The following is a 26,722-nucleotide window of genomic DNA, read 5'->3' on the forward strand; positions in this document are numbered from 1 at the left end:
CCGGGTCGTCGGTCTCGATCTGCCGCGCCAGCCACTGCCCGGGCGTCACACTGTTGTCTACGGCCATCGCCTGGTTCTCCTTCGATCTTGATCTTGCTACTCGAAGGATCACGCGATGGCCGTCTTCATTTCACGACGCCACGCCTGTGACCAGGTCAAACTCGTACACCACTCCCGTGGACGCAACCCACTAGAACCCTGAGTGCCCGGGACTACCAGGACCAACACTGGCGATCCGGGAAAGGATGGCCGGACCTCACCGCTGCCGTGCACTGGCTCATCGACGACACCTTCATTGACCAACACGGCGCACGAGCGCTGATTCCCCACCTCTTCCTTGATCAACGAGAAGCCGACCTCGTGCAGATGGTGGTCGATGCCCTCTTGCGCGTGCTCGATGACCTCGGCCCTACCGCTCCGGACAACGCCTATCTCGACCATCGTGAGTGGATCAACGTCCTGAACTCGGCTGGCGCCGCCTACCTGGCCTTGTCCGCCGACAAGCACGGCTCGTGACCAAACTCTGCGCAACGCCCTCGCACATTGGAGCGTCAGGCGGCCGCGTGTGCGCGTCGCGCGAGAAACACCAGGTCCCGGGGTGATCACCGTGCCATTGGAGGCGGTGACGAGGGGTCAACCACGGGCACACACGGCCGGCCACCCGCTCCGCGGTGCTGATGCCGATCTTGGTCGCGGCTGCGTTAATCGAGGTCAGCTTCACTCATCGAGATCGAGATCGAGATCGCGTTCGGCCAGGTGGCTCCTGGCGCGGCGCGGCGCGTCGCGCCGAAGGGCGAAGCCCCGCCCCGATGTCCCCGCGCCCGAGATCCGGCGAGGTAGGGTCCAGGCCAGTGACGTGATCTTGGCGTACGAACGCGTCACGAGGGAGGTGGCGCGATGAGCACGCTTGAGGTACGACTGCGGCCGGTGGCAGAGGATGATCTCGCCATGTTCCGGCGTTTCGTCACGGAGCCTGGATTGATCGGGCTGGACTGGACGGGGTTCCGCGATGCGCAGGCACCGGCGCGACGCTACGCCACCGACGGTTACCTGGGCGAGGCCGACAGCAGGGTCATCGTCGAGGTCGATGGCACAACCGCGGGCTTCATGAGTTGGTTGGCACAAGGGTTCGGGGTCTCCCGATACTGGGAGATAGGGATCGCCCTGCTTCCGGACTGGCGCGGGCGTGGCATCGGCTGGCGTGCGCAGGCGATGCTGTGCGACTACCTGTTCACTCACACTCCGGCCGAGCGTATCCAAGCGAGCACCCACCCGGAGAACATCGCAGAACAGAAGTCGTTGGTGAAGGCCGGCTTCACGCTGGAGGGCGTCCTACGCGCGGTGGAGTTCCGTGCCGGTCAGTGGCGGGACGGCTGGATGTACAGCAGACTGCGGAACGATCCGTCTCCGGCCATTCACTGAGCGATGGAATGATCATGCAGGCGCAGGGTGCGCGCCGCGCGGAAAAGACAAGGTCACTGGCTGATCGCTGAGCCATTAGTGGCAATCACCGGGCGCAGCGCACCTGTTGCCTAGGCCCTCTGCTGGACCTCGTATACCATCACACCATGGACATGGGAACGATATTCCGATTGGATCGAGGGCCTATTGTCGAAGAAGTCTTCCTAAGCAAGATTGCGAGACTCTGCTCGGCTACTTACACGAGTGCGCCATGGAGTTTGAATGAAACGATTGCGGCTCATGCAGTTGACCGCATCCGCCGTCAACTCGCGCTACCGGAAGCTACCGCTTATAGTCACTGGAATCTCCCGCAGGGTCTAAGTCCTCTTAGAGACGTACAGCCAGTTCATCCGGGCGTCAGAATACCGTCGCCACTCTTTGATCAACCGGGCGCATCCGTAGCGGCCATGGCTTTCGGATTCCCGATCGACGGTGATACTGGTCCATCGATTTACGACGAATGGGCGCAACCTTCGCTTCACGGAGGCGAATATCTCATAAATATCTTCCCAACTCCCGGCACACGGGCCATTGAAATGACCGTACAGCGCCTAATGATCATGTGTCAAAGAGATCGGGGCTTTGTCGTTCTTCCCGAAGGAGATGACGGCACCGCCTCTTTCCTGGAACGCCGGCGTTGGCACAAGACTGGGCGACTCTACGATGATCTGTCCGGCCTTGTGCTCAACGTTCATACTGGCCCCTTGCGCTAATCCCGCACTTCGGCATCACACCGTTGAGAAGAGCGATCCGGACGTCCTGCGCCTCCTTGGACCGACGGGCGATATGTGTCCGCCGACGTGATCAAGGCAGTTCACCGACCGGAGCGACGGTATGCGTTCCATCGCCGGCGCACCGCCAAACGACGATCCCGTTTTCCCCTCCGGCGTGCAGGCCAAGATCGTGCGTGGCGCAGACGGGCCAGACTATCCAGGTCAACTCCATGATCGTCTCTTGGACGACATCGGCGACCTGCGCGAGCGCCGTTTGAGGGTCGCTTCCCATGATGGGCAGGATGCCGTTGCCGTGATAGCCACCCTGGAACATCACCCAGACATGGCCGCCCTTGTCCCAGTCATGGGTGACCAAGCGGAGCGTGCCGGTGATTCCTCGAGCGCGAACATCGCGCTCCACGATCTCTAGCGCGTGCTCCAGCGTCACCCATAAGCGAGGTTCGAGGGCGAAGGTCGGCTCGAAATTGCTGTCGCGGAGAAGGCTCTCGCCGAGGCGGGTCAGATCGGCCGTGGTCAGCTGAGCGGCGGGGCGACCGAGAAGCTCCTGCGTTGCCGGAGTGCTCATGCCCCATTCCTCCAGGCATGAGGCCAGTTCGAGGACGGGCTCGGCCTCAAGGCCGCCGTCACGCAATGCCGTATAGATACGGCAGCTCAACTCGTCGACCACCTGTTCGGCTTGCTCTTCGGAGTGCACGATGCAGTGTTTCCTACTGCCTGAACCCAGGCAAGCAAGATCTTCAGGCAGGGCGACAACGGACGACCGATCCGGGTCGCCCTTCTCCCTTCCCCGAGGGCCGTTCTCGCGCGCGCCCGGCCCGGGCCAAGCAGATGGAGATTCCGCCTAGTCTCATGCCTCACAGATCAGAGGGTGTTCTTCAGATTTGGCATCGAATGCCCAGCTGCCGAACCGAGTCTCGGAAGCCCAGCCCACCAGCCACTCGGTTATGGTCTCCTGGACCGGCGAATCCTCGTCGTGATGGCGAGCGACAATCATGATCGGCCATTCCTCAGGCTTACCTACCGTCATCCAGCCCATGGCGTCACCGTCGATGGTGCTGCCCCACTGGAAGAAGCCACCTGGCTCCGGCCACATCGCGAGCCGGAAGTCTTCGGGCGAGTCATCCCGGAGATTTCGGTAATAGTCCATCCAATCTGGAATCCGAGCGAACTGCTCGTCTGTGAGTGTCCGAAAGTCGAAAACCCAGAGCCATCGGGCGAACTGGCAGTCTCCATATCGCTCGATCAAGGCGAGGTAGTCGGGCGGAAGGCGGAGATCGAGAGCTCGGAAGACCTCATCCCAACTGCGAGCACCCAAGACGGGTGAGGCGGGCGGGGGAACGAGCGCACTGAGGCGCTCGAGCGCTGTCGGGTCGTAAGCCACGCGGGCGACTGTAACGACATGGAGTGTCAAAACCATGTCTCCGTCGGGGGCCTCCGACTCCGGGGCATCGCCACCGTATGTGGCTGAGGTGGAAATCTGCTCATCCCGTCCGCCATCGACCCGGGACAAGTCGAACAGACCAGGGCCACGGGGCAGGGGTCGTTCGTCCAGTGGGGCGCGCTCCACCCTTGACCTGTGGCCCTGGTCTGCTTTCCCTTCGGGGGTGCGTGGCGTCACGCCAGGCCTCCGTTCTCAGATCGTGTCATGAGAAGCTGCCTGATGATCCGAACCGGAGCTAGGAGTCGATGGTGGGCAGGAGCCCGCAGCAGGATCCGCCACCGAGCGACGCTGAGACTTCCGAGTACATGCGGAACTTGGCCGAGCTCTTCGTTGAGCACGCGCGCGAGGACGGATACTCCTTCGACTGGGACCCGGCGTTCATTCACCACCTCGACAACTACTGCACCGAGTTCGCCGCCTCGAAGCCGTCTTCTGAAATCATCCACAGCGTGAGCATGGGTGCGGGAGCGTATCTGGGCGAGATGATCGTCCGAAACAGCGACTGGAAATGGGTGTACTGCACGAACGAGAACGCCGCTGCTGTGGAAAGTCCTAGGGAACTTCGCGGCTATCCGCACAATAAGGTCGCCAAGCGGATCAACATCGGAGGCGAGCATGACCTTGAGGCGTTTTTCAAGTACGCCATGACAGGCGAGGCGCCACGCGGGACAGCGGCCCGTGTCATCAAGCCTTCGTGGTGGCAGCGACTGAGGTCAAGAGCCTGATCGTCGTTCAGGCCAGTCGCGGTGTCGCGGAGCAGCAGTTCGAGCGTGGTGAGTGTTCAGCCGCCGGGGTTTCCCCACTGACGATTGGCGGCGAGAGCGGTCGAGGCGAGGGGCGGGCGTCGTCGAGGCGGTTGTGGGCCAAGCGTCGGCGTTCCGTCGGCAGAGCGTACGCGGTCATGGCCCTGTCCAGCAGATCCGCGTCGTAGCCGTGCGTGGCCAGGTGGTCGAGGAGCGGTTCGTACCGGTCGGGGCGGTCTCGTAGGAGCTCAGTGGCCAGCCGCAATTCAAGGCGTACGGCGGGAACCTGGTAGGGGCCGCATGCGATCAGGACGTAGTGCTGCCAGGGGCCGCGGCCGATGCACTCCATGGCGTCGGAGTCGGTCTCCCTCTCGACCGTGCTGATCTCCACGTGAACGCCGTTCACCTCGTAGCGGGTGAAATACTGCGCGCTCTCGGGCAGCCAGGATGGCGTGTAGAGGCACGGGAAGGACGAGAGAGCGGCGGCGAACGCGTCCACGTCCTTGCGCCGGGCCACCAGGAGGTCGAGATCCCCGACAGGCAGCCGTACGCCTTGCAGCAGGGCCGCGCCGGTGCCGCCCACGCGGTACGCCGGGTCGGCCCCTGCCGTGGTCAAGGCGGTGAGAGTTGCCTCCAACGCCGACGTGACCTCCACGAGCCCCAGAGCTGCCGCACCAGTTCCCATGACGGTCAGCGTGCCAGACCCGGCACGGCTCATGTCATACGCCGGGATCGAATGCTTGGGACTGGTCAGCGGGTTTGGCGCTGTGAAGGGAGAGCGGTCATCGCGTGATCCTTCGTAGCAACGATTCCAAGAAGGAGAACGGCGATGACCGCAAGCAACAGTATGACGCCTGTCCGTGACGTGCGCAGCAGATTGTGACCGGTGACCTGGTCACTTGTGATCCGTGCTGGGACGTTGACGACGTCGACCGGCCCGACCGATTCGCGCTGCGCGCCGCGGATTTCTCCCGGTCCGATAACGGTCACGAACCTGCGTACAACCGCTCCAATCCCACCAGCTGCACCCGCCCACCGCTGCGCGCCGCGGCCTCCTGCAGCGCCGGCATGAACCCCGTCCCGCTGAACAGCAGCAGCCTCCCCGGCGTCTCGCCTCTGGCCGCGAGTAGCGCCGCCACTCGTTCCAGCCGTTCCAAGTGCCCGAGCCCCACGACGTCCCCCCATTTGGCCTCTCCGATGGCCAATAGGGCTCCGTCAGGGCCACAGACGGCGACGTCCACCTCGTGGCCCGTGCGGGTGGCGGCGTCGTGCACCACCCCGGACTGGACGCTGCCGGCCATACCGCCCAGCGTCTCCTCGGACGCGAAGTCCTCGCACCACACCCGGCACATTCGCTCGTACACCGGTCCCGCCACGTTGCTGCGGAAGCGGGGCTGGGCCGCACGCCAGATCCGCTCGGTGCGCCCCTGCCTCACTCGTTCCAGCTGGGTCCAGTAGGGGCGCATGATCGCGTGATAGAAGCGCACCAGCGGTTCAGTGATCCGGTACTCGGAGCGGTTCCGTCGGAAGGCGTCCGGGTCGGCCACCAGGAGGCCGGCGTCCTCCAGCACGGTCAGGTGGTGCGAGATGTCGACGGCCTTGCGTTCGATTCTGCTCGCGATGCCGCTGCGGGTCGCGTTGCCCTCGGCGACCGCGGCGAGCACCGTGTGGTACAGCCCGGTGTCGCGCAGCGCCGGGTCCTCGGCGAGCAGGAAACGCACCTCGCGGAAAAGGGGACTGGCCGGGTTGAGAACGTACTCGATGACCCAGCGGTCGAAGTCGGCCAAGCCGGCCGGAGTGGCCCCGGCCAGATACTCGGTGCGGTAGGCGGGAGTGCCGCCGACGACGAAGTAGACCAGGGCCGCCAACCTGGGCTCGGCCGCCAGTCCCCAGAACTCGGCGGCGAGCCGAAAGTTGAAGGTGGGCACGACCAGTTCCAGCCCCGCCCGCCCACGCAGCGGCGCTTGGCCGGAGAGCAGACCGCCCATGAAGGAGAGCGACGAACCGCACAGCAGCAGACGCGCCCTGGACATCCTCCGCTGCTCACGGCGTGGCGACAGCGCCTTCTGAATGACCGACGGCAGGTCCTTGGCGTCGCGCACCAGGTAGGGGAACTCGTCCAGGACGACAGGGACGGTCCCCTCTGCGCCCAGTGAGAGGAGGCCGTCGATCGCCTCCTCCCAATTTTCGAACCTGACCCGTCCCGGCGTCCCGGCGAAGGCGGAGACGGCCTCCCCTAGTTGACGCAGTGCTTCCGCCCTAGGCACGGCCTCGGTGGCGGCGTAGTAGAAGCCGCCGGTCGCTTCGCATACGGCTTCCAGCAGGAACGTCTTGCCCTGCCGACGTCGTCCGGAGACCACGCCGAGCGTGGCACCCTGGGCGTCGTTGACGACGAACCGCGAGAGTTGCTCCCATTCCCACTCACGGTCGAACATGTCCGATGGCCGCGGCAACAACATGGTGGCCTTCTTATTAGGAGTACAGTCCTTAAAAGTGTACTCCTAATAGCCGACCAATCCGATGACAATAAGGCTAGGCGGGACGTCGGCGGACCTTGATGTCGCGCATGTCGGTCACCGCCACACGCAGGACGTCGTACGCCTGCCCGTACGCGTCGAGTGCCGCGAAAGCGCGCCGGGTGGCGGCCTGCTCGTCGTCGTCCGGGCCGGCCGGCACCTGGCAGCGGAAGGTGAACGCCGACAGGGTGCCGTCGTGGGTGAAGGCGCCGCGCTCGGTGAAGGCCACCTCGGACGCGGCGAGCACGGCGGCGCGGCCGGCCTCGTCGAGGTCGCCGAACCTGCCGGAGATGATCACTCTGAACACTGGGGGTCCCTTCTGGCGGCGTACGTGAGGATGTGGCCGCCGAGCAGCTCCTCGGCGGTGTCGAGGATGTCGAGGACGGCGGCGGCGATGGCGCCGGGCCCCTCCCCGAGGGTCGTGCGCCTGCCGATCTCCGTGTACACGAGTGCGTGCAGGGCGCCGAGCTGCCAGGCCACCACGCGGGGCAGCGGGGCCGTGGGTGCGGCGCCGGTCTCCTCGGCGAGTACGGCGGCGAGCGCGTCGGTCATCTGCCGGCCGAGGTCCTCAAGCCGGGCCGTCAGCGTGGGCGCGGCCCGCATCATCTCGAAGACGCGGCCGAAGCCGTCGGTCAGGCCCAGGCTGGGGTCTCGGCGCCGCACCTCGTCGCGCAGGGTGCGCAGCACGGCCGGCGCGGCGGCCTCGCCGGGCCGGCGGCCGCGCACCATGTCGGCGAGCCTCTGAGGGGACGCCTCGTCGGGCGGCAGGACGAGGTTCTCCTTCGTCTCGAAGTAGTTGTAGATCGTGTTGGCCGACACCCCGGCGGCGGCGGCGACCTCGGCGATCGTCACGTGCTCGAAACCCCGCTCGACGAACAGCGCGATGGCGGTCTCCCTGATGTGCCGCCGGGTCTCGCGTTTCTTGCGTTCCCGTAGTCCCTCGGAAGACATGAGGAAACTTTAACCAGACTCCATAGTTGGAGTCGACTGCAATTTGCTCCCCGTGGTCGTCGGCCGACCACGGGGCTAGGGTGAGGCGGTGATCAACAAGCCGCCCGGATTACCCTTCCTGGTCGTCTTCTCGGCCGCGGCGGCCGCGCTCCTGGCCGGGGCCAGCCACCCCTCCTGGTCGAAACTCGACGCGTTCCTGTACGGGCTCCCCGCCGGCTTTCTCCTGCTCACCTACTGGGCGATGCGGATGGCCTGGGCCGACCACAAGGGAACAGTGCCGGACGGCGTCTTCACCCGCTCGCTCATGCCGTGCTACATCTCCGCCGTCGTCCTGCTCGCCCTCGCCACCGGGGCGCCGTCCTGGGTCCGCTTCACGATCTCCGAGCCGGGCATGGAAGCCTACGTCAAAGCCGTGAACGAGAACCCCGGCCATGAACAACCGTGCCAATGGGCCGGCCTGTACCACGCGTGCGACGGAACCCGGCACGAGAACGACTCCACAGGAGAGGGCGGGGTGGAGTTCGCCGTGCGAGACCCGTTCCTGCCCGACGGCAGGGGCTTCCTCTGGCTGCCCTCCGGCGAGCCCGGTGAGTACACGGACGGCGACGGCCACTACACCCACCTGACAGGCCATTGGTACAGCTACAGGTATGACCCCTCCTGGTGAGCCGGGGGCTGTTCCGTCAGGGCGCCGAACACGTAGGTTCCGGGGGCGTCCGGGTCGTCGCCGGCCCAGAACTCGGTCCAGTGGACGCGGAACTCGTCACGGGTGAGGTGGCCGTCGCCGTCCAGGTCGAGGCGCGGGAAGATCTCGTCGGTCGCCGAGGGCGTCCCGCTCCACGTCGCGATGAGCGCGCCGTACTCCGAACGGGAGATGAGGCCGTCGCCGTCGAGGTCGATGGCCTCGAACATCGCGTCGGCGGTGCCGGAGACGGCGTCGGTCAGGTCGCCGAGCCCGTCCACGACGCGGAGCACCTCGTCGAGGGAGACCCCGTCGTCACCGGTGGAGGCGGCCTTGAGCACCGGCCACCAACCGGTCATGACGGAGGCCAGCCGCTCCGGGTCGGCGGAGCCCGCGACGGCCGTCCAGCGGCGCGCCAGCGCCTGGAAGTCGGCCTGGGTCAGCCGGCCGTCGCCGTCCACGTCCATCGCCCGGAAGACTCCGCCGACCTTTCTCCGCTGGAACTCACTGGCCACTTCCGCCTCCGCTCTTCGGGAGACTCCATGCTGTCGAGCCGCCACCGACCGTGACCATAGCCAGGTGAGTGACGGATCTGTCGCGTCGGTCATGACAATCTGGGCGGATGCGACAAGTCACCGTGCTCGGCAGTTGTGGCGCCTTCCCCGAGCCAGGCCGTGCCTGCAGCGGTTTCGCGGTGGACTGGGACGGCTACCGCCTGGTACTCGACCTCGGTTACGCCACGCTGCCCCGGCTGCTCGCGCACTGGCCGGACGGCGCGGTGGACGCCGTCGTCATCACCCACGAGCACCCTGATCACTGCATCGACCTGCACGGGCTGTTCCGGATGCGGTTCTACGGCGGCGGCCACGGTGCGCCCAAGGTGCCGTTGTACTGCCCGCCCGGCGTGCTCGACCGGCTCGGCGGCCTGGAGCCCGACGTCGACCTGCGCGCGGTCTTCGACGTGCGTCCGCTGCCAGGAAGCCACAGGGTGGGCCCCTTCGAGCTGACAGGGCTGTCGCTCCCCCACTACGTGCCCAATGCGGGGATCCGCCTGGAGGCCGGCGGGGTCGCCTTGGCCTACTCCGGGGACACCGGCCCCACTCCGGCGCTCGCCGAGCTGGGCCGCGGCGCCGACCTGTTCATCGTCGAGGCCACCGACCGGGACGGCGAGACCGGTCGCTCCCCGCGCAACCTCCTGACCTCCGCCGAGGCCGGTTACTGGGCCGCACGGGCGGGCGCGCGGCGGCTGATGCTCACCCACTTCTGGCCGGGCAACGACCGGGACGCCGCCGTGGCCGCGGCCCGGCGCGCGTTCGGCGGTGACGTGCTGGCCGCCGAAGAAGACCTCAAGGTCACGGTCGGTACGCGGGCGGACTCCAGTGAATGACGCGGACCTGCCGCAGCCATTCCTCCACCACCGCGCGGCGGGGCTGCGCGGGCAGCGGGGTGGGCGCGGTGTCGAAGGACTTCTCCGTGGACGTCAGCAGGGCCCGCGCCGCCTCGGTGTCTCCGCCGGCGACCCGCTCGCCGAACGCGCGGACGGCCTCGGGGTCGGGCAGGCGGATGGGGAGGTGCCCGGTCTCGTACAGTTCGCGGCCCTGGTGCAGGAGGCGGGCGAGGTGCCGGGCGTGCTTGGCGGTGCGCTTACGGGTGTCGGCCGAGAACGAGCCGTCGCCGCGCTGTTCGAGCCGGCGGAACTGCTGGGTGGCGTAGCCCAGATAGGCGTCGCGGACGCGCGGCGCCGAGAGGAACGCGTCCCTGATCGCGATGAGCTCGTCGCCGAGCGGCGTACGGGTCTCGTACAGGTCGTCCGGCAGCCACAGCAGCTCCATGACGGTCGGGTTGCCGCCCAGCGCGAGCGCGCACCACTTGCCCACCTCGTGCAGCGTCCGGTCCGGGCCGGTGGAGACCAAGCTTTCCTTGGGACGGGTCAGGCCGACCAGGTCGAGCGTGGGGGCGGCGTAGACGCCGAGCCGGTCCACGTCGCTGCCCGGCCCGGCCAGTCCGTACGCGGTCGAGCCGACAATCCCGGCGAGTAACACTTTCGCGGTCATAGTGGTCCTCCAGCCATCAGCATGGACGTGATCACCCCGGCGGCGCACGCGGTTTTCAGCCGGCCAGGCCCAGGAGGACCGCCGCGCCGCCCAGGGCGAGCCCCAGCGGGTAGGCCCACCACCGTGGGGCCGGACCGTCCCTGAGGACCCGCAGCCCCAGCGGGACCAGGGCCACGCACAGGCCGGCGGTGGCGACGACGGACATCGGCCCGGTGCCCTTGAGCACGCCGAGCGGCAGGGCGCTCATCGACGCCAGGGCCACGGACCGGACGGGTCCGAGGACGCCCGCTCGCCACGTTCCCACGGCCAGCACGATCCACCCGAAGAAGATCGCGAACGACAGCGGCTGGAACACGTGGAACGCGCCGTAGGAGTCGGCGACGGCCTGCTGCGCCGTCCGCACCCCTTGGACGTCCACGAGCTGGAAGGCGAGATGGCCGACCCCGGCGTGGAAGGTCCTGGCGAACAGCCCGAGCAGGACGAGCGTCCCGCCCCACAGCGCCCACCTCGGCTGCGCCGGCCACACGCGCCGGACCAGGGCGATGACCGCCGGCCACAGCAGCACGTTCCCGGCGGCGAAGGCCCCGTACGACAGGCTCATCCTGGCCGGGCCGGCGGCGAAGGCGGCGAGCTGGGCGGGGAAGAAGTCGTCCGTGCCGGCGCGGAGCAGGACGCCGGCGAGCATCAGCACCGGCCCGAGGAGCAGCCCGGCCGCCTCGGCCCAACGGCCGGGGAAATCAACGGAGGGGAAGGTCATGCCGTCGATCCAACCGGTGCCGCCCGCGCCGGCGCATTGGCGCACGGGCGAGCCTTCAGGGTGGACCTGGCACTACCATCCCGGTTCGGCCTGCAGATAGGCGAGGACCGCGAGCACGCGGCGGTGCCCGTCCACGGTCGGCGGGAGGCCGAGCTTGGTGAAGATGGCGGCGATGTGCTTGGCGACCGCCGCGTCCGTCACGAACAGCGCCCGCGCTATCGACGCGTTCGACCGACCTTCGGCGATCAGGGCGAGCACTTCGCGTTCCCTGGGCGTGAGGCGGTCCAGCGGGTCGCGGTTCCTGCTCAGCAGTTGCCGCACCACCTCGGGGTCGACCACGGTCGCGCCGCCCGCGACCTGGACCAGCGCGTCGGCGAACTCGGTGACCTTCCCGATGCGTTCCTTCAGCAGGTAGCCGACTCCGGCGCCGCGGCCGGAGGCCAGTAGCTCGGCCGCGTACGTCTGCTCGACGTACTGGCTGAGCACCAGCACGGCCAGCTCCGGCCGGGCCGCGCGCAGCGTGAGCGCGGCCCGCAGCCCCTCGTCGGTGAAGGTCGGCGGCATGCGTACGTCGATGACCGCGATGTCCGGCTCGTGCTCGTCCACGGCGGCGGTCAGCGCGGTGGCGTCCGCGACCGCGGCGACGACCGTGTGGCCGAAGCGTTCGAGCAGGCTGACCAGGCCCTCCCGGAGGAGGACGGCGTCTTCGGCGATCACCACGCGCACGGAATCTCCACGCTCATCGTCGTCGGCCCGCCCGCCGGGCTCGACAGCGCCAGTCTGCCGCCCACCGCCGCCACCCGGTCGGCCAGGCCCGCCATGCCGGTGCCGCGCGCCGGATCGGCGCCGCCGACGCCGTCGTCCCTGACCTCCACGACGAGCACCTCACCGGTCAGGCGGCCGTGTACGCGCGCCCGGGTCGCCCGGCTGTGCCTGGCGACGTTCGCGAGGGCCTCGGCCACGACGTAGTACGCGGTCGTCTCGACGGCGCCGGGCAGTCGCGGGAGGCGGACGTCCACCTCGACCGGCACGGGGGACCGCCCGGCCACGTCCCGTACGGCGGCGGCGAGCCCCCGGTCGGTGAGCACCTGCGGGTGCACGCCGCGGATCAGCTCGCGCAGCTCGGCGAGGGCGCGCTGGGCCTCCTCGTGCGCCTCGGCCAGCTCTTCTGCGACCGGGGAGTCCGGCGGGAGGTCGAGCCGGGCGAGGCCCAGCCGCATGCTCAACGCGACCAGCCGCTGCTGGGCGCCGTCGTGCAGGTCACGTTCGATCCTGCGGCGTTCGGCCTCGAACGACTCCAGCAGCCGGGCCCGCGAGCGCAGCACCTCGGCCAGCTCGTCCGGCGCGATCAGCGCCCTGGTCACGGCTCCGCGCGCCCCGGCCCAGGCCGTCAGGACGTACGCGGCCACGGGAAGCAGCAGCAGCCCAGCCCCGGAGACGGCCACGGCCGCCGCGAGGTCCCCGTCCCCCTCCAGAGGTTGCAGGACGGGCGACAGGATCAGCACCACGGGACCCGCCACGGCGAACCCGGCCACCACCAGGTCGATCCACCAGAGCGCGAGCAGGCAGACCACGCCCAGCACCGCCTCCCGCCGCGACAGGCCGCTCTTCCTGGCCGGCGGGGCGAGGTCCACGAGCCGCAGCCGCCACCACTCGAACCTCGCCACGAGCGGGGTCAGCGCCGCCACGGCGACGAGCCCGGCGACGGCCGTCAGCGGCGCCGGCCCCACGAGGGACACCGTGACCGCGGCGGCGGCGACGGCGATCCCGGGCACGACGCTCGCCAGCAGGTACGCGAGCGACCGCCAGGGCCAGACCGAGCGGAGGAAGGAGAGCGGCCGCCGGGCGAAAGCCTCCAAAGCGGTCGAGGTGCGCACGATCAGACGACCTCATCCGCGCGGGTCAGCAGCGCCCGCCGCTCCGCCTCGCTGTGCGTCCGCGCGGCGGCCTCGCGGAACAGGCCGGCGGCCCTGGCACGGTCACCGGCGCGCGCGGTGAGATCGGCCTCGGCGGCCAGGGCGAGCGGATAACCGTCCAGCGCGCCGCCGGTACGCGCCTCGGCGAGCACGGCCAGCCCCGCGCGCGGGCCGTACGCGTAGCCGTGGGCGACCGCCCGGTTGAGCTCGACGACCGGGTTCGGCTGGAGGGCGGCGAGCCGGTCGTAGAGGCGGGCGACGGCCGGCCAGTCGGCGTCGCCGGTCGCCCGGGAGTCGGCATGGCAGGCGGCGATCCTGGCCTGCAGCACGTACGGGCCGGTGTGCCGCAGGTCGCGCAGCAGGCCGGTCGCCTCGGCGATGGCGGCGCGGTCCCAGCGGGCACGGTCCTGCCGGTCGAGCGGGACGAGCTCGCCGGCGGCGTCGCGGCGGGCGTCGCGCCGGGAGTTCTGCAGCAGGAAGAGGGCCAGCAGGGCGCGCGGCTCGCCCTCGCCGGGCACCAGACCGGCGAGCAGCCTGGCCAGCCGGATCGCCTCGGCCGCGAACGCGGGCTCACCGTCGGCGTCGTAGCCGGTGGTGAACAGCAGGTAGAGCACCGCGAGCACGCCCGGCAGCCGCTCGGCCAGCGCGGGCCCGCTCGGCACCCGGTAGGGGATGCGGGCTTCGGCGATCTTCGTCTTCGCCCGGGTCAGCCGGCGGGTCATGGCGGACTCGCTGACCAGGAACGCCCGCGCGACGTCCCGCGTGGGCACCGCGCAGATCGTCCGGAGCGTCAGCGCCACCCTGGCCTCCATCGCCAGCGCCGGATGGCAGCAGGTGAAGATCAGGCGCAGCCGGTCGTCCACGACGTCCTGCCCCTCCTCCGGCGCGGGTCCGCCGGTGGCCGCGGTCAGCGCCAGCACGGCCAGCTCGCGCAGTTTGCGGCGTTCGACGGCCGCCCGCCGCAGCTGGTCGAGCGCGCGGTTGCGGGCCACGGTCATCAGCCAGCCGCCCGGATTGTCGGGTACGCCGCTCTCCGGCCACCGCGACAACGCCTGGGCCAGCGCCTCCTGCGCGCAGTCCTCGGCGAGCGTCCAGTCGCCGGTGATCCGGATGAGCGCCGCGACGATCCGCGTGTACGCCTCCGCGGCCGCCTCCGTGACGGCCGCGTCGGCGGGATGTCTCCGTTCGGGTGCGGTCACTGCTCGAAGTCGGCCACCGGCCGGAGCTCCAACCGGCCGCCGCGCGCCATCGGATGCGCCCGCGCGACCTCGATCGCCTCGTCGAGGTCGGCGCACTCCAGCAGGTCGAACCCGACGATGATCTCCTTCGTCTCGGTGAACGGACCGTCGGACACCAGCAGCTCACCGTTGCGGACCCGGACGGTGGTCGCCGCGGTCTCCGGCGCCAGCTGCATCCCCTGCAGCCGCTGCCCGGCCGCGTCCCGCTCGGCCACCCACACGTCGATGTCGGGGTAGGCGGCGGTGTCGGTGTCGGGCTCGGTGTCGGTGCAGACGAACATCATGTACTTCATCACGCTCTCCTTGGTCGGCTTCACCCTGATGACGTACGGCCGAGCCGGTTCCGGACAGGTGCCGCGAAAATTTCTCCTCAGCCGGTGTGCAGGACCCGGAGGCGATCGGGTCGCGCCGGGTCGCGGTCGACGACCTGGACCGGCGGCCACGACCACTGCCAGACGCCGATGCCCGGCACGCGGGAGAACGCGATCGTCCCCCGGGTGCCTTCGACCGCGACGTCCGGCCAGGCCGCGCCGCCGCCGCCGGTGCGCAGCGCTTCGGCGAGCACGGCGATCGTGTCGTACCCCTCGAAGGCCACGAAGGACGGCGGTTCCGGCAGCCGCTCGCGGAGGGCCGCCGCGACCCGCGCGCCGAGCGGGCCGAGCCGCTCGGGCAGGTAGCGCAGGAACGGGATCCCGGCGCCGTCCTCGCCCAGCGCCGCCTCCCACGCGGCGAACTCCGGCTGTCCGGCCGGAGCGCCCATCGTGATCCCGGCGAGGCGGGGGTCGCGGCGTACCGCCCTGACGATCGACACCGCCGGCTCAGGGTGGCCGACCAGGAGGAGGAGGGCGGTCGCGCGGCTGCCGGCGAGCGCGTCGCACACCGGGGCGCTCATGTCGAGCTCGATGACCTCGCCGAGGTGGTCCCGCAGGATGCGCGTGCCGGACGCCCAGTAGACGCTCGGGTCGGCGGCCACGGCGATCCTGGTGTGGCCCGCGCCGAGGAGGAAGTCCGCGTAGATCCGCCAGCCGTGGGACTGCGCCGGGGCGAGGCGCGCGACCTGTTCGGCCGGCTCGTCGGTGAGCGCGTCGAGCACCGCCGACGAGCAGAGGAACGGCAGGCCGAGGGCGTGGGCGCGGGCGGCGGCGGCACGGGCGACGACGCTGTGGTACTCCCCCGCCAGCGCGGCCACGCCCAGCCGGGCGAGTTCGTCCACGGCCGCCTCCGCCCTGCGCGGATCGGCGGCGGTGTCGCGTACCAGCAGTTCGAGCGGCTTTCCTGCGATCCCGCCCGCGTCGTTGACCTCGCGGACGGCGAGCTCGGCCCCGGCGAGCAGGTGGCGGCCCGCCTGGTCCCAGCCGGGCGGGGTCAGCGGCGCGAGGACGCCGATCCGGACGGACGAGCCGTTCATGCGTGCAGGTCTTCCGAGCCCATGACGACCAGCGTAGCGATCCCGGCCCGCGTCAGCCGGCGGGGACCCAGCGGCGGGCGGGCAGAGCCGTCTCCCCGCTCCCGCCCGCGCCGTCGGCCTCGACGAACCAGGCGTTCCTGTCGGGGAGCACGCTCACGACCTCGTGCAGCCGGTCGCCCACGTAGTGGAGGGCGACGCCGTCCTCCGTGGCGTACCCGGCCGGCAGCGTCCCGGCTCCCACGGCCTCGCGGAACCGGGACCGCCGGGGCTGGTCGCCCAGGTCGTCGTGGACGCCGTTGCTGAACGGCAGGAATCCCAGGCCGTCCGCGAGAGCGTCCAGGTCGTCGCCGAAGGAGTCGGTCACGCCTCCCGCGTGCCAGCACAGGCTGCCCGCGCTCTGGCCGGCCAGCACGACGCCCTTCTCCCAGCATTCGCGGAGGATCGCGTCGAGCCGGTGCGCGCGCCAGACCGCCAGCAGGTTCACCACGCTGCCGCCGGACACGAAGATCACGTCCTGGGCGAGCAGATGCGCCCGTACGTCCTTGACGTTCGGCTGCGTGAACAGCCGGAGATGCGACAGCTCCGCGTCGCCGAACGTCGCCGCCCGCGCCAGCCAGCCGTCGACGTGCTCCCGCGCGTCGCCCACCGCCGTGGGGATGAGGCACATGCGTGGCCTACGGACCCCGGCGAGCTGTCTCGCCTGCCATATCTGCACGCCGACGTGCCGGAACCCTTCGGGCGGGTTCAGCACCCCGGAGCAGGCCAGAATCTGCGGCTCCCTGGTCATGGACACGTGTCCTCGCAGCCCTCCAGCACGGCGATCTCGGGCCGGGGGTCGAAGCCGTGCTCGCTCAGCCAGCGGATTGCCCGCAGGCTGCGCAGCGACCACCACGCGCGGATCACGTCGAGGTCCACGTCGGCGCCGTAACCGGCGACGACGTCGCCGAGCCGTTCCTGGTGCCCGAGCGTCAGGGTGGCGAGGTCGAACAGGGCGTCGCCGCGGCCCGCCTCGGACCAGTCGAGCACCCCGGTGACCTCGTCGCCGTCCACGAACACGTGGGTGACCTGGAGGTCGCCGTGCGCGAACACCGGCGTCCACGGCCGTAACGCGGCCTCGGCGATCCGGCGGTTGCGCGTGACCACCCGGCCGGGGAGGACGTCGTTCGCGACCAGCCACGCGCACTGGGCGTCGAGGTCCGCGGCGATCGCGTCGAGGCTCCGGCCCGGCCACGGCGGCAGCGGCGCGTCGTGCAGCCTCCGCGCGGCGGCGCCCGCCGCGGCCCACGCCGCCGGCGACGCGGGCGACGGCTCGCCGAGGCGGCCGAGTGCCGTGCCGCGGAGGGCGGCGAGGGCGAGCACGGGCGGCCTGCGCCACAGGATCTCCGGGGTCGGGACGGGCGCCGCCGCCATCGCCTCGACCTCGGCGTCGGCGCGCCCCCGATCGGCGTCGATCTTCAGGAACACGTCGCCGACGCGCAGGGTGGCGCGCTCCTTGTGGGCGACGACGACCTCGATCTCCTCCACGCCCGCCATCATCGCATCCGCGGTGGTCAGACCTGCTTGAGGAAGCCCGCGTCGACGGCGAAGTCCGCGCCGGTCGTGCTGGCCGAGCGGGGTGAGGCGAGCAGGGCGACCACGTCGGCGATCTCCTGCGGCTCGACCAGCCGGCCGGTCGACAGCTTCATCATCTCGGGCGCGACCTGGGTGATCACGGTGTCGCGGTCGGTGCCGGCCTGGGCGGCGATGATGTCCGCCGCGCCGCCGCTCTCCGTCCACCACGCCGTACGGACCGGGCCGGGGGACACGGTGTTCACCCGGACGCCCTGGGGCGCGAACTCCTCGGACAGTGCCTTGGTCAGGGTGTTGAGTCCCGCCTTGGCGGCGTTGTAGTCGACGTTCATGGGGGCGGGCATGCGGGCGTTGCCCGAGGACACGTTGACGATCGACCCTCCGCCACGGGCCAGCATCGCCGGAACGGCCGCCCGGACCGCCCGTACGACCGCGAACAGGTTGAACTCGAACATCACCCGCCAGTCCTCGTCCGTCGGGGTCAGGAACCCGAAGCGCGGCAGCGCCACGCCGGGCGGCGGCCCGCCCGCGTTGTTGACCAGGATGTCGAGCCCGCCGAACTCGGCCACGGCCCTCGCCACGAGCTGCCCGGGGACCTCGGGGTCCATCAGGTCGGCAGGGACGTGGACCAGGTCGCCGGCGAGCGCCTCCAGTTCGGGCGTGCTTTTCCGCGACGCGGCCACGACGCGGGCGCCTTCGGCGAGGAGCGTACGGGTGACGGCCAGGCCGATGCCCTTGGAAGCGCCGGTGACAATGGCGATCCGGCCGGAAAGCTGAAGGTCCATAATGTTTTTCCCTATTTCGATCGGCTGTGCGCTCAATACGTTATGAGCCGCCGTACGAATAAGGCTGGCGCGATTCAGACTGACAATTGCCGCTGATTTCGGACCTGCCATCCGCAGCAAGGGCGGTAGCATCGCGATTTGTGGTGGATTGGGCTGTTCGGCAGGCTTCGGCGGCGGACGTGGAGGCCGTGGCCGAGTTGCGGGCCGTGGTGATGCGGGCGGATCTCGAAAGGCTCGGCCGCTACGACGAGCATCGGGTGCGTCAGCGGCTGCGCGACGCCTTCCTCCCGGCGCACACCTGGGTGATAGAGGTCGGCGGGGTCTTCGCCGGCTGTGTCGCGCTGCGGCCGGCCGGCGACGACGGCCGGAGCGGCTACTGGCTGGAGCACTTCTACCTGGACCCGCGCGCGCAGGGCAGGGGAATCGGCTCCGCGGTGCTGCGGGAGCTGCTGGAGCGATGCGACCGCGAGGACGCGGTCGTCCGGCTGAACGTGTTGCGGGGCAGTGCGGCGCGCCGGCTGTACGAGCGGCACGGGTTCACGTTCGAGCGTGCGGACGCGGTGGATGTGTACCTGGTGCGTCCGGCAGCGAGGCGACGCGGGCGCGAAGGGCTTCGGCATCCCCAGGAGCCAGCTCCGAGATGAGGGCGAGGGCCTGACGCAGCGTCTCGCCGCCCTCGCCCAGCCGGCCCGCGGCGAGCTGGGCCTCGCCGAGGCGGCGCAGGGTGCGGGCGCCGAGCGCGCGCTTGCCGCCACCCCGCCAGGCGAGGGACCGGCGGTAGTAGGCGATCGCCTCCTCGTACTGGCCGAGCAGGTGGTGGATGTGGCCCATGCTGTCGAGGGTGGCGGACTCGCCGGGCAGGTCGGTCAGCTCGCGGTGGATGGCGAGCGCCTCCTCGCAGCGGCGCAGCGCCTCCTCGTACGACCCCAGCTGGGCGTGGAACCAGCCGATGTTGTTGAGCACCCGGCCCTCGCCCGCCCGGTCGCCGGCCGCCCGGCAGAGCCGCAGCGCCTCCTCGCTGAGGGCCAGCCCTTCGGCGTACTGGTCGTGGCGGTCCTTCAGGACGCTGAGGTAGATGAGGCACCGGGCCTCGCCGGCCGGGTCGGCGAGGCCCGCGAACAGCTCGCGGGCCCGGCGCAGGTGCGCCTCGCCGTCCTCGTCGCGGCCCAGCCGGGTGAAGGCGTGGGCGAGCCCGACACGGGCGTGGGCCTCGGCGGCCCGGTCGCCCAGCCGGGACGCCGACTCCACCGCGATCGCGAACATCGCCGCCTGGTCGTCGGAGCGCCCGTCCTGCGACAGGAAGCCCCAGCAGGCGCCGGCCAGCTGCCAGGCGTGGCCGTCGAACCCGGAGCGGGCGGCGTGCCGGATCGCGGCGAGCAGCGTCCGGTGCTCCTGGGCGAACCACGCCTGGCTCTGCGCCCGGTCGGTGATGCGCGCCAGGACCACGCCGGGGCGGGGCGGCGGCGGCGCGAGCGGCACGCGGTGCAGCAGGTCGAGCAGCCGGTCGCCGACGCGGGCGCTGTGCAGGTAGTGGTCGAGCAGCCGGTGCAGGGCCTCGCGGCGCTCGGCCGCGGAGTCGTGCAGGCGGGTCAGCTCCTCCGCGTACGCGCGCAGCAGGTCGTGCCAGCCGTAGCGGCCCGGGGTGCGTTCGGTGGCGAGGTTGGCCCTGGTCAGCTCGGTCAGCAGGCGGCGGGCCCGCTGCACGGGGATGCCGGCCAGGCTGGCGGCCGCGGCGGTGGAGATCTCCGGGGCCGGCAGCAGGCCGCGCAGGCGGAACAGGCGGGCGGCGTCGGGGCTGAGCGCGCGGTAGGACCAGGAGAGGACGGTACGCATGTTCGTCGCGGCGTCGCCTCCGTCGAACACGTCCAGGTCCTCAGAGAAATCGCCTTCGCCGGCGAGGTCGGAGACGAGGGTGCCGAGCGGGAACGCCGGACGCTCGTTCGCCCGCGCCGCCACGATGGCGAGCGCCAGCGGCAGCCCGGCGCACCGGGAGACGATGTCGTCCACGGCCCGCGGCTCGGCGCCCACCTTGTCCACGCCGAGCCGGCGCGTCAGCAGCTCACGCGACTGGGCGGGCGAGAACAGCCCGAGCGACAGCGTACGCGCGCCCTCCGCGGCGACCAGACCGGTCAGCTCGGCGCGGCTGGTGATCAGGGCCAGGCAGCCGGGCGCGCCGGGCAGCAGCGGGCGCACCTGGTCGGAGTCGAGGGCGTTGTCGAGCAGGATGAGCATGCGGCGCTCGGCGAGCAGGCTGCGGTAGAGCCCGACCCGGGCCTCCAGCGTGGCGGGGATGTGCTGCGGCGGCACCTGGAGCGCGTCCAGGAACAGCCGCACCGCCTCGGCGGGCGAGCGCACGCCGTGCGTGGGGCCGAAGCCGTGCAGGTTCACGTAGAGCTGGCCGTCGGGGAAGCGGTCGCGGACGCGGTGTCCCCAGTGCACGGCCAGCGTGGTCTTGCCGACGCCGCCGGTGCCGGTGATCACGCAGGGCGCGAGCACCGGGGAGCCGCCGGGCGGGAGCGTCATCCGGTCGAGGGCGGCCAGTTCCTCCTCGCGGGCGGTGAACAGCTCGGTGTCGGGCGGCAGGTGCCGGGGGACGGCGAACGCGGCCGGCACTTCGGCAACGCTCGCGGCCGGGGCCTCGTGGCCGGCGAGGATCGCCTGGTGCAGCCGTTGCAGCTCCTCCCCCGGCTCGATGCCCAGGTCCTCGGCGAAGTGCCGGCGTACGCGGCGGAAGACGGCGAGCGCCTCGGTCCGCCGGTCGCCGCGCAGCAACGCCGTCATCAGCAGGGACACCAGCCGCTCGCGCAGCGGATGCTCGCCGAGCAGCGCCGCCAGCTCGGTGGCGACCTCCTGGTGGCGGCCCTGCCGCAGGTCGAGCGCGGCCCGCCGTTCCAGCGCCGTGAGCCGTTCCTCCTCCAGGCCCGGCACGACGGCGTCGGGCAGCCACCGGCCGGCGGCGTCCGCGAGCGGCGCGCCCTGCCAGAGCGCGAGCGCGGCGCGCAGCAGGCCGGCGGCGCGCTCGGGCTCCGGCTCGCCGCCGGCCTCGCGCACCAGGTCGCGGAAGCGGTGCAGATCGACGCGCTCGCGCGCGACGGTCAGGCAGTAGCCGCGCGCCGAGGTGGTCAGCGCCGCCTCGGGGAACGGGGCCAGCAGCCGGCGCAGCCGGGAGATGTGGCCCTGGATGGCGTTACGGGAGGACTCGGGCGGTTCGGCGCCCCACAGCGCCGTCTCCAGCCGCGCGACCTGCACCGGGCGTCCCGGTTCGAGCAGCAGCATGGCGAGGACGGTGCGCTGCTGCGCGGTGGACGGACCGAGGAGCCGCCCCGCGTCCCACACCCCCACCGGACCCAGCAGGCGGAACTCGACGCCCTCCCTCGTCACCCGTCCTTGCCTCCTGTTCCCGGCCGCGGGAGCGTGCCGCCAATGATCATTACTCGGCAGCCTAACCGCCGACTCAGCCGAAAGTAAGCGCCATTTCAGTACCAGGAAGCACTCTGGTCACGAGCGGCGCACCCGGCCGCACAACCCTCACGAGGAGGAACGTCATGGAGATCAAGGTCAAGAAGGTCGAGTCCGTCAAGGCCACCCAGAACCCCGCCACGTGAGGCTCTGACGTCGCCTGACGAATGTCCCGCGGGGAGCTTGCTCCCCGCGGGTTCCCTTTGCGTACTGGCCGGCGCTGGAGGCACGATGCGTGTGGCGTTGAAGGAATGCGAGTGGGAGACGATCGGCGAGGACCTCCTCGTGATCTTCGACGCTCGCGAGGCGATCACCCTGGGCGATCCCGAAGGGCAGGTGGCCGCGCTCCTGAGCGAGCTGCGCGAGGCCCCACGGACCGCCGCCGAGCTGAGCGTCGCCCTCGCCGGGCGCGGTTTCCGGCTCTCCGAGGAGGACGTCGGCAAGGGCCTCGCCGGGCTCGACTCCCTGGGCCTGGTCGAGGACGCCGACGGCCGCGCGCTCGACGATCCACAGGAGAACGAGCGACACTTCTCCAACCTCAGCTTCTACGGCACCTACTCCGCCCTGGACCGGCACCGGGGCGCGTTCCAGCGCTCGATGCGCGAGGCGCACGTGCTGGTGCTCGGCGTCGGCGGGGGCGGGTCCTCGCTGGTCCAGTGCCTGGCCGGGCTCGGCGTCGGCGAGATGACGCTGGTGGACCAGGACCGCGTCGAGTCGCGCAACTTCGCCCGCCAGTTCCTCTACCACCACGCCGACATCGGGTTGTCGAAGGCCGAGCGGGCCGCGGCCTGGGTCCGCGAGTACGACCCCGCCATCAAGGTCCATCCGGTCGACCGCTGGGTGTCCGCGCCGGAGGACCTGGCGGACCTGGTCCAGGGCGTGGACCTCATCGCGGGCGGCCTCGACGGCCATCCGCACGCCAACCTGTGGGCGAACGAGGCCGCGGTGCGGGCCGGGATCCCGTACGTGCTGGGGGGCGCGAACCGCAGCCAGCTCATGTACCTGTCCGTGGACCCGGGCCGAACGGCGTGCCTGGCCTGCGACTACGCCGACCGGCCGATCGGGGACGACCCGGAGGCGGTGGCGTACCGGATCGTGGAGAACATGAAGCTGAGCAACCCGCTCACCGGGCCGATGGCGATGCAGGTGGGCTCGTTGCTCGCGCTGGAGGCGCAGCGCTATCTCACCGGGTTCGAGCCGCCGCGGGCGGCCGGGTACCGGGTCACGCTCGACCTGCGCGAGGGCCTGACGCCGGAGTGGCGGCCCCTCCCCGCGAACCCGGAGTGCCAGGTCTGCCGCCTGGCGCCGCCGCGCGAGGGTGACCGGCGGTGACGGTGCCCGCGACGGTCCGGCTCAAGCCGCTCAGCGTCGTTCCCGAGGGCGAGGACGAGGTGCTGGTGGGCGATCCGGCGACCGGTACGTTCGTGACGATCCCGGCGGTCGGCGGGGTGGTGATCGCCGCGCTCCAGCGGGGCGCGAGCGTCGAGGAGGCGGCGGCCGAGGCGGAGGAGTTCGCCGGGGAGCCGGTCAACGTGCCGTCGTTCGTCGACACCCTCGGGGAGCTCGGCTTCCTGGCGGAGGAGGGCGAGGAGACGGCCGCGCCGGTGCGCACGGCGCCCATCCAGGCCCGCCGCTGGATGACCGGCATCCGCCCGGAGACGGTCCGCCCCTTCTTCGGCCCCGTCGCCTGGACCTTCTACGCCGCCTGTCTGATCTACTCGGTGGCCGTCGTCGTCGTCCGCCCCGGCCTGGCCCCCGACCCCGCCGAGGACGCCTTCGCCTTCGGCGACACCGGGCTGAGCGCGCTCGCCTGGCTGCCGTTCGTGTGGTTCGCGGCGGCCAGCCACGAGTGCGGGCACTGGCTCGGCGCGCGGGCCCTCGGCATCCAGACCCGCTTCGGCGTCGACCGCCGCCTGTGGATGCTCGTCTTCGAGACCGACCTCACCCAGCTCTGGACGCTGCCGCGCCGCCAGCGGTACGGGCCGTTGCTGGCCGGTCTCGCCGTCGACTCCGTGCTGCTGGCCGCGCTGCTCACCGGCCGGCTGCTGATCGACACCGGCGTGTGGGACGCTCCCGAGCTGGTGGCCTCGCTGCTGGCCGCGTGGGCGTTCATCAAGATCATGCAGATGCTCTGGCAGAGCCTCGTGTTCCTGCGCACCGACCTCTACGCGGTGCTGGTGAACGCACTCGGCTGCCGCAACCTGTGGCGGGTGAAGACGCTGATGCTGCGGCGGGCGTTCGGGCGGCTGAGCGAGGAGGAGGCCGCCGAGCTGGCCGACGCGACCGACACCGACCTGCGGGTGGGGCGCTGGTTCCGCTGGGTGTGGCTGGCGGGCTTCGCCGGCGTGGTCGCCTGGTTCTGCCTGCTGCTGCTGCCGGTCTTCGCCGAGGTGCTGCGCTGGACGGCCGAGGGGCTGGCCGAGGGGCCCCTGACCGCCGCGTTCTGGTATCGGCTGCTCTGCGCCGGGCTGCTGCTCGGCCCCGAGGCGCTGGCGCTCTCCCTGGCCGTCAAGGAGTACGTGGCGCGCCTCGCCGCCCGGCGCTGATCAGGCGGCCGTGAGCGCCATGGCGACCACGACCGGCGTCAGGTAGAGCAGCGGGAACGGCACGTGCCCGTACGAACGGGCGCGGAGCACGGTGACGACCGCGCCCGTGAAGTACACCACCAGGCCGATCCCGGCTGCCACGCCGATCGGGGACACGACCAGCCCGGCGAGCAGGCCGGCCGCGCCCAGCGCCTTGGCCGTGCCCAGCCAGGGCCAGGCGGCGCGCGGCACGCCGTACTCGGCGAGCGGCTCCACGACCCACTTGGCGCGGATGAAGACCGACAGGGCCGAGAACCCCACCCAGAGGGCGGTGAGGACGGTGACGACGACAGCGGCGGTGGACATCGGTGGCTCTCCTTCCGGCGTTACGGATGCCGGGCCGCGTACGGCCCGGCATCTCGTTGACCCCTCAGCCGCCGGAAGTGTGACCGCTCAGGTACGACGCCAGGCGAGCAGTCCGTCGGGGGCGTCCTCGCGGGTGAAGCCGGCGCCGGTGAGCTCGCTCTCGATGGTCGGCCAGAGCGGCCGGTAGGCCTCGCCGACCAGCTCCTCCTCGCTGATCACCGTGTCGCCCTCCTCGATGCGGTGGATGAAGCGGCCCTCGAAGGTCTCCTCGTCCAGCCGGGTGAGCCCGGACCAGATGGAGTAGGTGTGGCGGCCCACCTGGCGGCTCTCCAGCTTCTCGACCGGCCGCGTGGCGGGCGCGCCACCGTCGTGCCAGGTGAAGACGAGCAGGCCGCCGGGCTCCGTGAGCTCGGCGAGCAGCGGCCACAGCCGCTTGCGGTAGTCGTGCGGCATCGAGTACATGACGTTGATCATCACGACGGCCTCGACCGGCTCGGGCACCCGCGCGGCGAGCGCGTCGCAGGGCAGGACGGTGACCCGGTCGAGGAGCTCGGGACGGCCGCACAGCCGGGACAGCAGGATGCCGCGCATGCCGTCCGAGGGCTCCAGCGCGAAGATCTCCGCCGGGGTCCACTCGGCCAGCGAGACGGTGATCAGGCCGGAGCCGGCGCCGATCTCCAGGATGCTGCGCGTCACCCCGGTCAGGAGCGGCGGCAGCTTCTCACGGATGATCGGGACGTGACCGTTCTCGTGGAACAGGTCGTAGAAGGGGAGGGAGATGAAGTCGGCCATGAGCGGCAACCGTAGTGCACGTCCGGATCATGCCGTGCCCGCCCGGAGGCGGGAGATCACGGTCTCGGCGGGGCGGCCGAGCACGCGTTCGAGGTCGGGGGTCTGCCGCTCCAGCGCGCCCGCGCGGATCCTGGCGGAGATCCAGCCCATGGGCCCCTCGCCGGCGTCGGTCTCGCGGTAGGTGGCGCCCAGGGCCGCGGCGACCTCCGGGTACGTCCACAGCGGCCCGGTGAAGTCGTAGGCCCGGCCCAGATGGCCGTCGCCGCCGGTCAGGACGTTCGCCGCGGCCGCGGCGAGGTCGGCGCGGAAGGCGGTGTTGAGCCCCCGGCCGCCGGTGGAGCTCACGATCTCCCCGTCCGCGGTGACGCGCGGCACGAACGCGTCGCTGTAGTAGGGGTGGCGGAGCAGCGTGTAGGGCAGGCCGCTGTCGATGATCGCCCGCTCGGTCACGTGGTACGCCTCGGTCAGGCCGGTGGCGGCGGTGTCGGCGCCGAGGAAGCTGGTGAAGACGATCGCGCCCACGCCGGTCTCCTTGGCGGCGGCCACGGCGGCCAGGTGCTGCTCGATCCTGCGGGCGGTGTCGAGCTCGGGCGAGGAGATCAGCAGGAGGCGGTCGGCGCCCTCGAAGGCGGCCCGCAGGCTGCGGGGGTCGTCGTAGTCGCCGTGGCGGGCCGGGACGCCCTCGGGCGCGCGGGCGGGTTGGCGGACGGCGGCCGTCACCTCCGCTCCGGTCGCTCGCAGCCGGTCGAGGACGAGGCGGCCGAGCGCGCCGGAGGCGGCCGTGATCACGATCATGCGGGAAGGGCTCCTTCGCGGGGGGGGACCGCCCCAGTGAACTCCCGCATGGCACGGCCGCGCCACGCATTTTCCCGGCTCACCCCTGATCGGGCAGGCGGTTCAGCCATTTGCGCCGGACCTCCGCCTCCACGTCCACGCCGTGGTGGCGGGCGAGGAGCAGCACCTGGCACAGCACGTCGGCCAGCTCCGCGCGGAAGTCGGCCTCGATCTCGGCCGGGGTGCGGCCCCTGGTCCTGGCCCTGCCGGTGCGGGTGAGGAACGCCTGGGTGAGCTCGCCGACCTCCTCCTGCAGCTTCAGCATGTGCCAGATGTCGTCCCGCTCGACGCCGAGCGAGGCGGCGTACCGGCTGGAGACGGACTCGATCGCGTCGGAGAGCTGCCGCAGGTCCACCCCCGGAGTGTACGGCCCGCACGGGCCGGGCCTATGGGGGATCGAGATTCGGTAAGCGGGGTGCCATGAGGGGCGTTTCGCCACGCTCCGTGCATCCGTGCCGTCCATCATTCGGAACGGACGACGGCGGCGAGAG

General features: G+C 71.2%; 32 protein-coding genes. 9 read left to right on the forward strand and 23 right to left on the reverse strand.

Annotated features, from left to right (window positions below):
* Positions 1 to 198: 198 nt before the first annotated feature.
* From ABD292_RS15685 to ABD292_RS15695, 3 genes are all read left to right on the forward strand, one after another.
* Positions 199 to 516, forward strand: coding sequence for an SCO4402 family protein (locus ABD292_RS15685; RefSeq protein WP_425565126.1), 318 nt, complete (start codon positions 199 to 201; stop codon positions 514 to 516).
* A 381-nt stretch (positions 517 to 897) separates the two neighbouring features.
* The gene (locus ABD292_RS15690) at positions 898 to 1,422 is read left to right on the forward strand and encodes a GNAT family N-acetyltransferase (RefSeq protein ID WP_344207964.1); all 525 of its coding nucleotides are present in this window, start codon (positions 898 to 900) and stop codon (positions 1,420 to 1,422) included.
* A 146-nt stretch (positions 1,423 to 1,568) separates the two neighbouring features.
* On the forward strand, positions 1,569 to 2,174 hold the full coding sequence (locus tag ABD292_RS15695; protein WP_344207965.1) for a hypothetical protein: 606 nt from the start codon (positions 1,569 to 1,571) through the stop codon (positions 2,172 to 2,174).
* Positions 2,175 to 2,265: 91 nt separating this feature from the next.
* Here ABD292_RS15695 and ABD292_RS15700 read toward each other — a convergent pair whose 3' ends face one another.
* Together ABD292_RS15700 and ABD292_RS15705 are read right to left on the reverse strand one after the other, a co-directional pair.
* The gene (locus tag ABD292_RS15700) at positions 2,266 to 2,889 is read right to left on the reverse strand and encodes a hypothetical protein (protein ID WP_344207966.1); all 624 of its coding nucleotides are present in this window, start codon (positions 2,887 to 2,889) and stop codon (positions 2,266 to 2,268) included.
* 153 nt (positions 2,890 to 3,042) lie between these two features.
* Complete coding sequence (locus ABD292_RS15705; RefSeq protein ID WP_344207967.1) at positions 3,043 to 3,576, reverse strand: SMI1/KNR4 family protein; 534 nt, start codon at positions 3,574 to 3,576, stop codon at positions 3,043 to 3,045.
* Positions 3,577 to 3,881: 305 nt separating this feature from the next.
* Between ABD292_RS15705 and ABD292_RS15710 the strand changes: the two genes are divergently transcribed.
* Complete coding sequence (locus ABD292_RS15710; RefSeq protein WP_344207968.1) at positions 3,882 to 4,361, forward strand: hypothetical protein; 480 nt, start codon at positions 3,882 to 3,884, stop codon at positions 4,359 to 4,361.
* A 7-nt stretch (positions 4,362 to 4,368) separates the two neighbouring features.
* Here the strand turns inward: ABD292_RS15710 and ABD292_RS15715 are convergent, their stop codons facing one another.
* The 5 genes from ABD292_RS15715 to ABD292_RS15735 all read right to left on the reverse strand — a co-directional run bounded on the left by ABD292_RS15715 (position 4,369) and on the right by ABD292_RS15735 (position 7,846).
* Entirely contained in the window at positions 4,369 to 5,064 is a 696-nt protein-coding gene (locus ABD292_RS15715) for a hypothetical protein (protein WP_344207969.1), read from the reverse strand.
* Between the two features lie 65 nt (positions 5,065 to 5,129).
* Positions 5,130 to 5,369 (reverse strand): hypothetical protein, encoded by a 240-nt coding sequence (locus ABD292_RS15720; protein WP_344207970.1) that lies wholly within the window; start codon positions 5,367 to 5,369, stop codon positions 5,130 to 5,132.
* Complete coding sequence (locus ABD292_RS15725; RefSeq protein ID WP_344207971.1) at positions 5,366 to 6,838, reverse strand: AAA family ATPase; 1,473 nt, start codon at positions 6,836 to 6,838, stop codon at positions 5,366 to 5,368. Before ABD292_RS15725 ends, ABD292_RS15720 begins: the two co-directional genes overlap by 4 nt.
* 73 nt (positions 6,839 to 6,911) lie before the next feature.
* Positions 6,912 to 7,202 carry a DUF6204 family protein gene (locus tag ABD292_RS15730; protein ID WP_344207972.1) on the reverse strand — a complete coding sequence of 97 codons (291 nt, stop codon included), beginning with the start codon at positions 7,200 to 7,202 and terminating at the stop codon, positions 6,912 to 6,914.
* Entirely contained in the window at positions 7,190 to 7,846 is a 657-nt protein-coding gene (locus ABD292_RS15735) for a TetR/AcrR family transcriptional regulator (protein ID WP_344207973.1), read from the reverse strand. The genes ABD292_RS15730 and ABD292_RS15735 overlap by 13 nt, the downstream gene beginning before the upstream one ends.
* Positions 7,847 to 7,934: 88 nt before the next feature.
* On the opposite strand from ABD292_RS15735, the gene ABD292_RS15740 reads away from it, so the two are divergent.
* The gene (locus ABD292_RS15740) at positions 7,935 to 8,513 is read left to right on the forward strand and encodes a hypothetical protein (RefSeq protein WP_344207974.1); all 579 of its coding nucleotides are present in this window, start codon (positions 7,935 to 7,937) and stop codon (positions 8,511 to 8,513) included.
* On the opposite strand, the gene ABD292_RS15745 is transcribed toward ABD292_RS15740, so the two are convergent.
* Complete coding sequence (locus ABD292_RS15745; protein WP_344207975.1) at positions 8,489 to 9,043, reverse strand: EF-hand domain-containing protein; 555 nt, start codon at positions 9,041 to 9,043, stop codon at positions 8,489 to 8,491. The genes ABD292_RS15740 and ABD292_RS15745 overlap by 25 nt on opposite strands.
* 107 nt (positions 9,044 to 9,150) lie before the next feature.
* Here ABD292_RS15745 and ABD292_RS15750 point away from each other — a divergent pair, with 107 nt between their 5' ends.
* Positions 9,151 to 9,915, forward strand: a complete 765-nt coding sequence (locus ABD292_RS15750; protein WP_344207976.1) for an MBL fold metallo-hydrolase — start codon at positions 9,151 to 9,153, stop codon at positions 9,913 to 9,915.
* Here ABD292_RS15750 and ABD292_RS15755 read toward each other — a convergent pair.
* The 10 genes from ABD292_RS15755 to ABD292_RS15800 all read right to left on the reverse strand — a co-directional run bounded on the left by ABD292_RS15755 (position 9,881) and on the right by ABD292_RS15800 (position 18,255).
* The gene (locus ABD292_RS15755) at positions 9,881 to 10,582 is read right to left on the reverse strand and encodes a nucleotidyltransferase domain-containing protein (protein WP_344207977.1); all 702 of its coding nucleotides are present in this window, start codon (positions 10,580 to 10,582) and stop codon (positions 9,881 to 9,883) included. The two genes, ABD292_RS15750 and ABD292_RS15755, sit on opposite strands and share 35 nt — an antisense overlap.
* A gap of 55 nt (positions 10,583 to 10,637) precedes the next feature.
* Positions 10,638 to 11,339: a hypothetical protein gene (locus ABD292_RS15760; protein ID WP_344207978.1), complete on the reverse strand. Its 702-nt coding sequence runs from the start codon at positions 11,337 to 11,339 to the stop codon at positions 10,638 to 10,640.
* Between the two features lie 72 nt (positions 11,340 to 11,411).
* Positions 11,412 to 12,065: a response regulator gene (locus ABD292_RS15765; protein WP_344207979.1), complete on the reverse strand. Its 654-nt coding sequence runs from the start codon at positions 12,063 to 12,065 to the stop codon at positions 11,412 to 11,414.
* Positions 12,053 to 13,216 (reverse strand): sensor histidine kinase, encoded by a 1,164-nt coding sequence (locus ABD292_RS15770; protein WP_344207980.1) that lies wholly within the window; start codon positions 13,214 to 13,216, stop codon positions 12,053 to 12,055. The genes ABD292_RS15765 and ABD292_RS15770 overlap by 13 nt, the downstream gene beginning before the upstream one ends.
* Positions 13,217 to 13,218: 2 nt before the next feature.
* Positions 13,219 to 14,454, reverse strand: coding sequence for an RNA polymerase sigma factor (locus ABD292_RS15775; protein WP_344207981.1), 1,236 nt, complete (start codon positions 14,452 to 14,454; stop codon positions 13,219 to 13,221).
* Entirely contained in the window at positions 14,451 to 14,786 is a 336-nt protein-coding gene (locus ABD292_RS15780) for a YciI family protein (protein ID WP_344207982.1), read from the reverse strand. The genes ABD292_RS15775 and ABD292_RS15780 overlap by 4 nt, the downstream gene beginning before the upstream one ends.
* Positions 14,787 to 14,863: 77 nt before the next feature.
* On the reverse strand, positions 14,864 to 15,901 hold the full coding sequence (locus tag ABD292_RS15785; protein ID WP_344207983.1) for an ABC transporter substrate-binding protein: 1,038 nt from the start codon (positions 15,899 to 15,901) through the stop codon (positions 14,864 to 14,866).
* 52 nt (positions 15,902 to 15,953) lie between these two features.
* Complete coding sequence (locus tag ABD292_RS15790; RefSeq protein ID WP_344207984.1) at positions 15,954 to 16,688, reverse strand: Type 1 glutamine amidotransferase-like domain-containing protein; 735 nt, start codon at positions 16,686 to 16,688, stop codon at positions 15,954 to 15,956.
* Positions 16,685 to 17,425 (reverse strand): phosphotransferase family protein, encoded by a 741-nt coding sequence (locus ABD292_RS15795; protein ID WP_344207985.1) that lies wholly within the window; start codon positions 17,423 to 17,425, stop codon positions 16,685 to 16,687. The genes ABD292_RS15790 and ABD292_RS15795 overlap by 4 nt, the downstream gene beginning before the upstream one ends.
* 26 nt (positions 17,426 to 17,451) lie before the next feature.
* Positions 17,452 to 18,255, reverse strand: coding sequence for an SDR family NAD(P)-dependent oxidoreductase (locus tag ABD292_RS15800; RefSeq protein WP_344207986.1), 804 nt, complete (start codon positions 18,253 to 18,255; stop codon positions 17,452 to 17,454).
* Positions 18,256 to 18,395: 140 nt separating this feature from the next.
* On the opposite strand from ABD292_RS15800, the gene ABD292_RS15805 reads away from it, so the two are divergent.
* Positions 18,396 to 18,899, forward strand: coding sequence for a GNAT family N-acetyltransferase (locus tag ABD292_RS15805; RefSeq protein ID WP_344207988.1), 504 nt, complete (start codon positions 18,396 to 18,398; stop codon positions 18,897 to 18,899).
* Here the strand turns inward: ABD292_RS15805 and ABD292_RS15810 are convergent.
* Positions 18,793 to 21,636 (reverse strand): AfsR/SARP family transcriptional regulator, encoded by a 2,844-nt coding sequence (locus ABD292_RS15810; protein ID WP_344207989.1) that lies wholly within the window; start codon positions 21,634 to 21,636, stop codon positions 18,793 to 18,795. The two genes, ABD292_RS15805 and ABD292_RS15810, sit on opposite strands and share 107 nt — an antisense overlap.
* 309 nt (positions 21,637 to 21,945) lie before the next feature.
* On the opposite strand from ABD292_RS15810, the gene ABD292_RS15815 reads away from it, so the two are divergent.
* The gene (locus ABD292_RS15815; RefSeq protein WP_344207990.1) at positions 21,946 to 23,046 is read left to right on the forward strand and encodes a HesA/MoeB/ThiF family protein; all 1,101 of its coding nucleotides are present in this window, start codon (positions 21,946 to 21,948) and stop codon (positions 23,044 to 23,046) included.
* Positions 23,043 to 24,260, forward strand: a complete 1,218-nt coding sequence (locus tag ABD292_RS15820; protein ID WP_344207991.1) for a hypothetical protein — start codon at positions 23,043 to 23,045, stop codon at positions 24,258 to 24,260. Before ABD292_RS15815 ends, ABD292_RS15820 begins: the two co-directional genes overlap by 4 nt.
* Here the strand turns inward: ABD292_RS15820 and ABD292_RS15825 are convergent, their stop codons facing one another.
* The 4 genes from ABD292_RS15825 to ABD292_RS15840 form a co-directional block, all read right to left on the reverse strand.
* The gene (locus ABD292_RS15825) at positions 24,261 to 24,605 is read right to left on the reverse strand and encodes a DoxX family protein (protein WP_344207992.1); all 345 of its coding nucleotides are present in this window, start codon (positions 24,603 to 24,605) and stop codon (positions 24,261 to 24,263) included.
* 87 nt (positions 24,606 to 24,692) lie between these two features.
* Positions 24,693 to 25,397 carry a class I SAM-dependent methyltransferase gene (locus tag ABD292_RS15830; RefSeq protein ID WP_344207993.1) on the reverse strand — a complete coding sequence of 235 codons (705 nt, stop codon included), beginning with the start codon at positions 25,395 to 25,397 and terminating at the stop codon, positions 24,693 to 24,695.
* A 27-nt stretch (positions 25,398 to 25,424) separates the two neighbouring features.
* Positions 25,425 to 26,192: an NAD(P)H-binding protein gene (locus tag ABD292_RS15835; RefSeq protein WP_344207994.1), complete on the reverse strand. Its 768-nt coding sequence runs from the start codon at positions 26,190 to 26,192 to the stop codon at positions 25,425 to 25,427.
* Positions 26,193 to 26,271: 79 nt separating this feature from the next.
* A complete protein-coding gene (locus tag ABD292_RS15840; RefSeq protein WP_344207995.1) occupies positions 26,272 to 26,586 on the reverse strand; it encodes a MazG nucleotide pyrophosphohydrolase domain-containing protein in 315 nt (104 codons plus the stop codon).
* Positions 26,587 to 26,722: the final 136 nt, after the last annotated feature.

The organism is Nonomuraea bangladeshensis, from assembly GCF_039529455.1.
GTDB lineage: Bacteria > Actinomycetota > Actinomycetes > Streptosporangiales > Streptosporangiaceae > Nonomuraea > Nonomuraea bangladeshensis.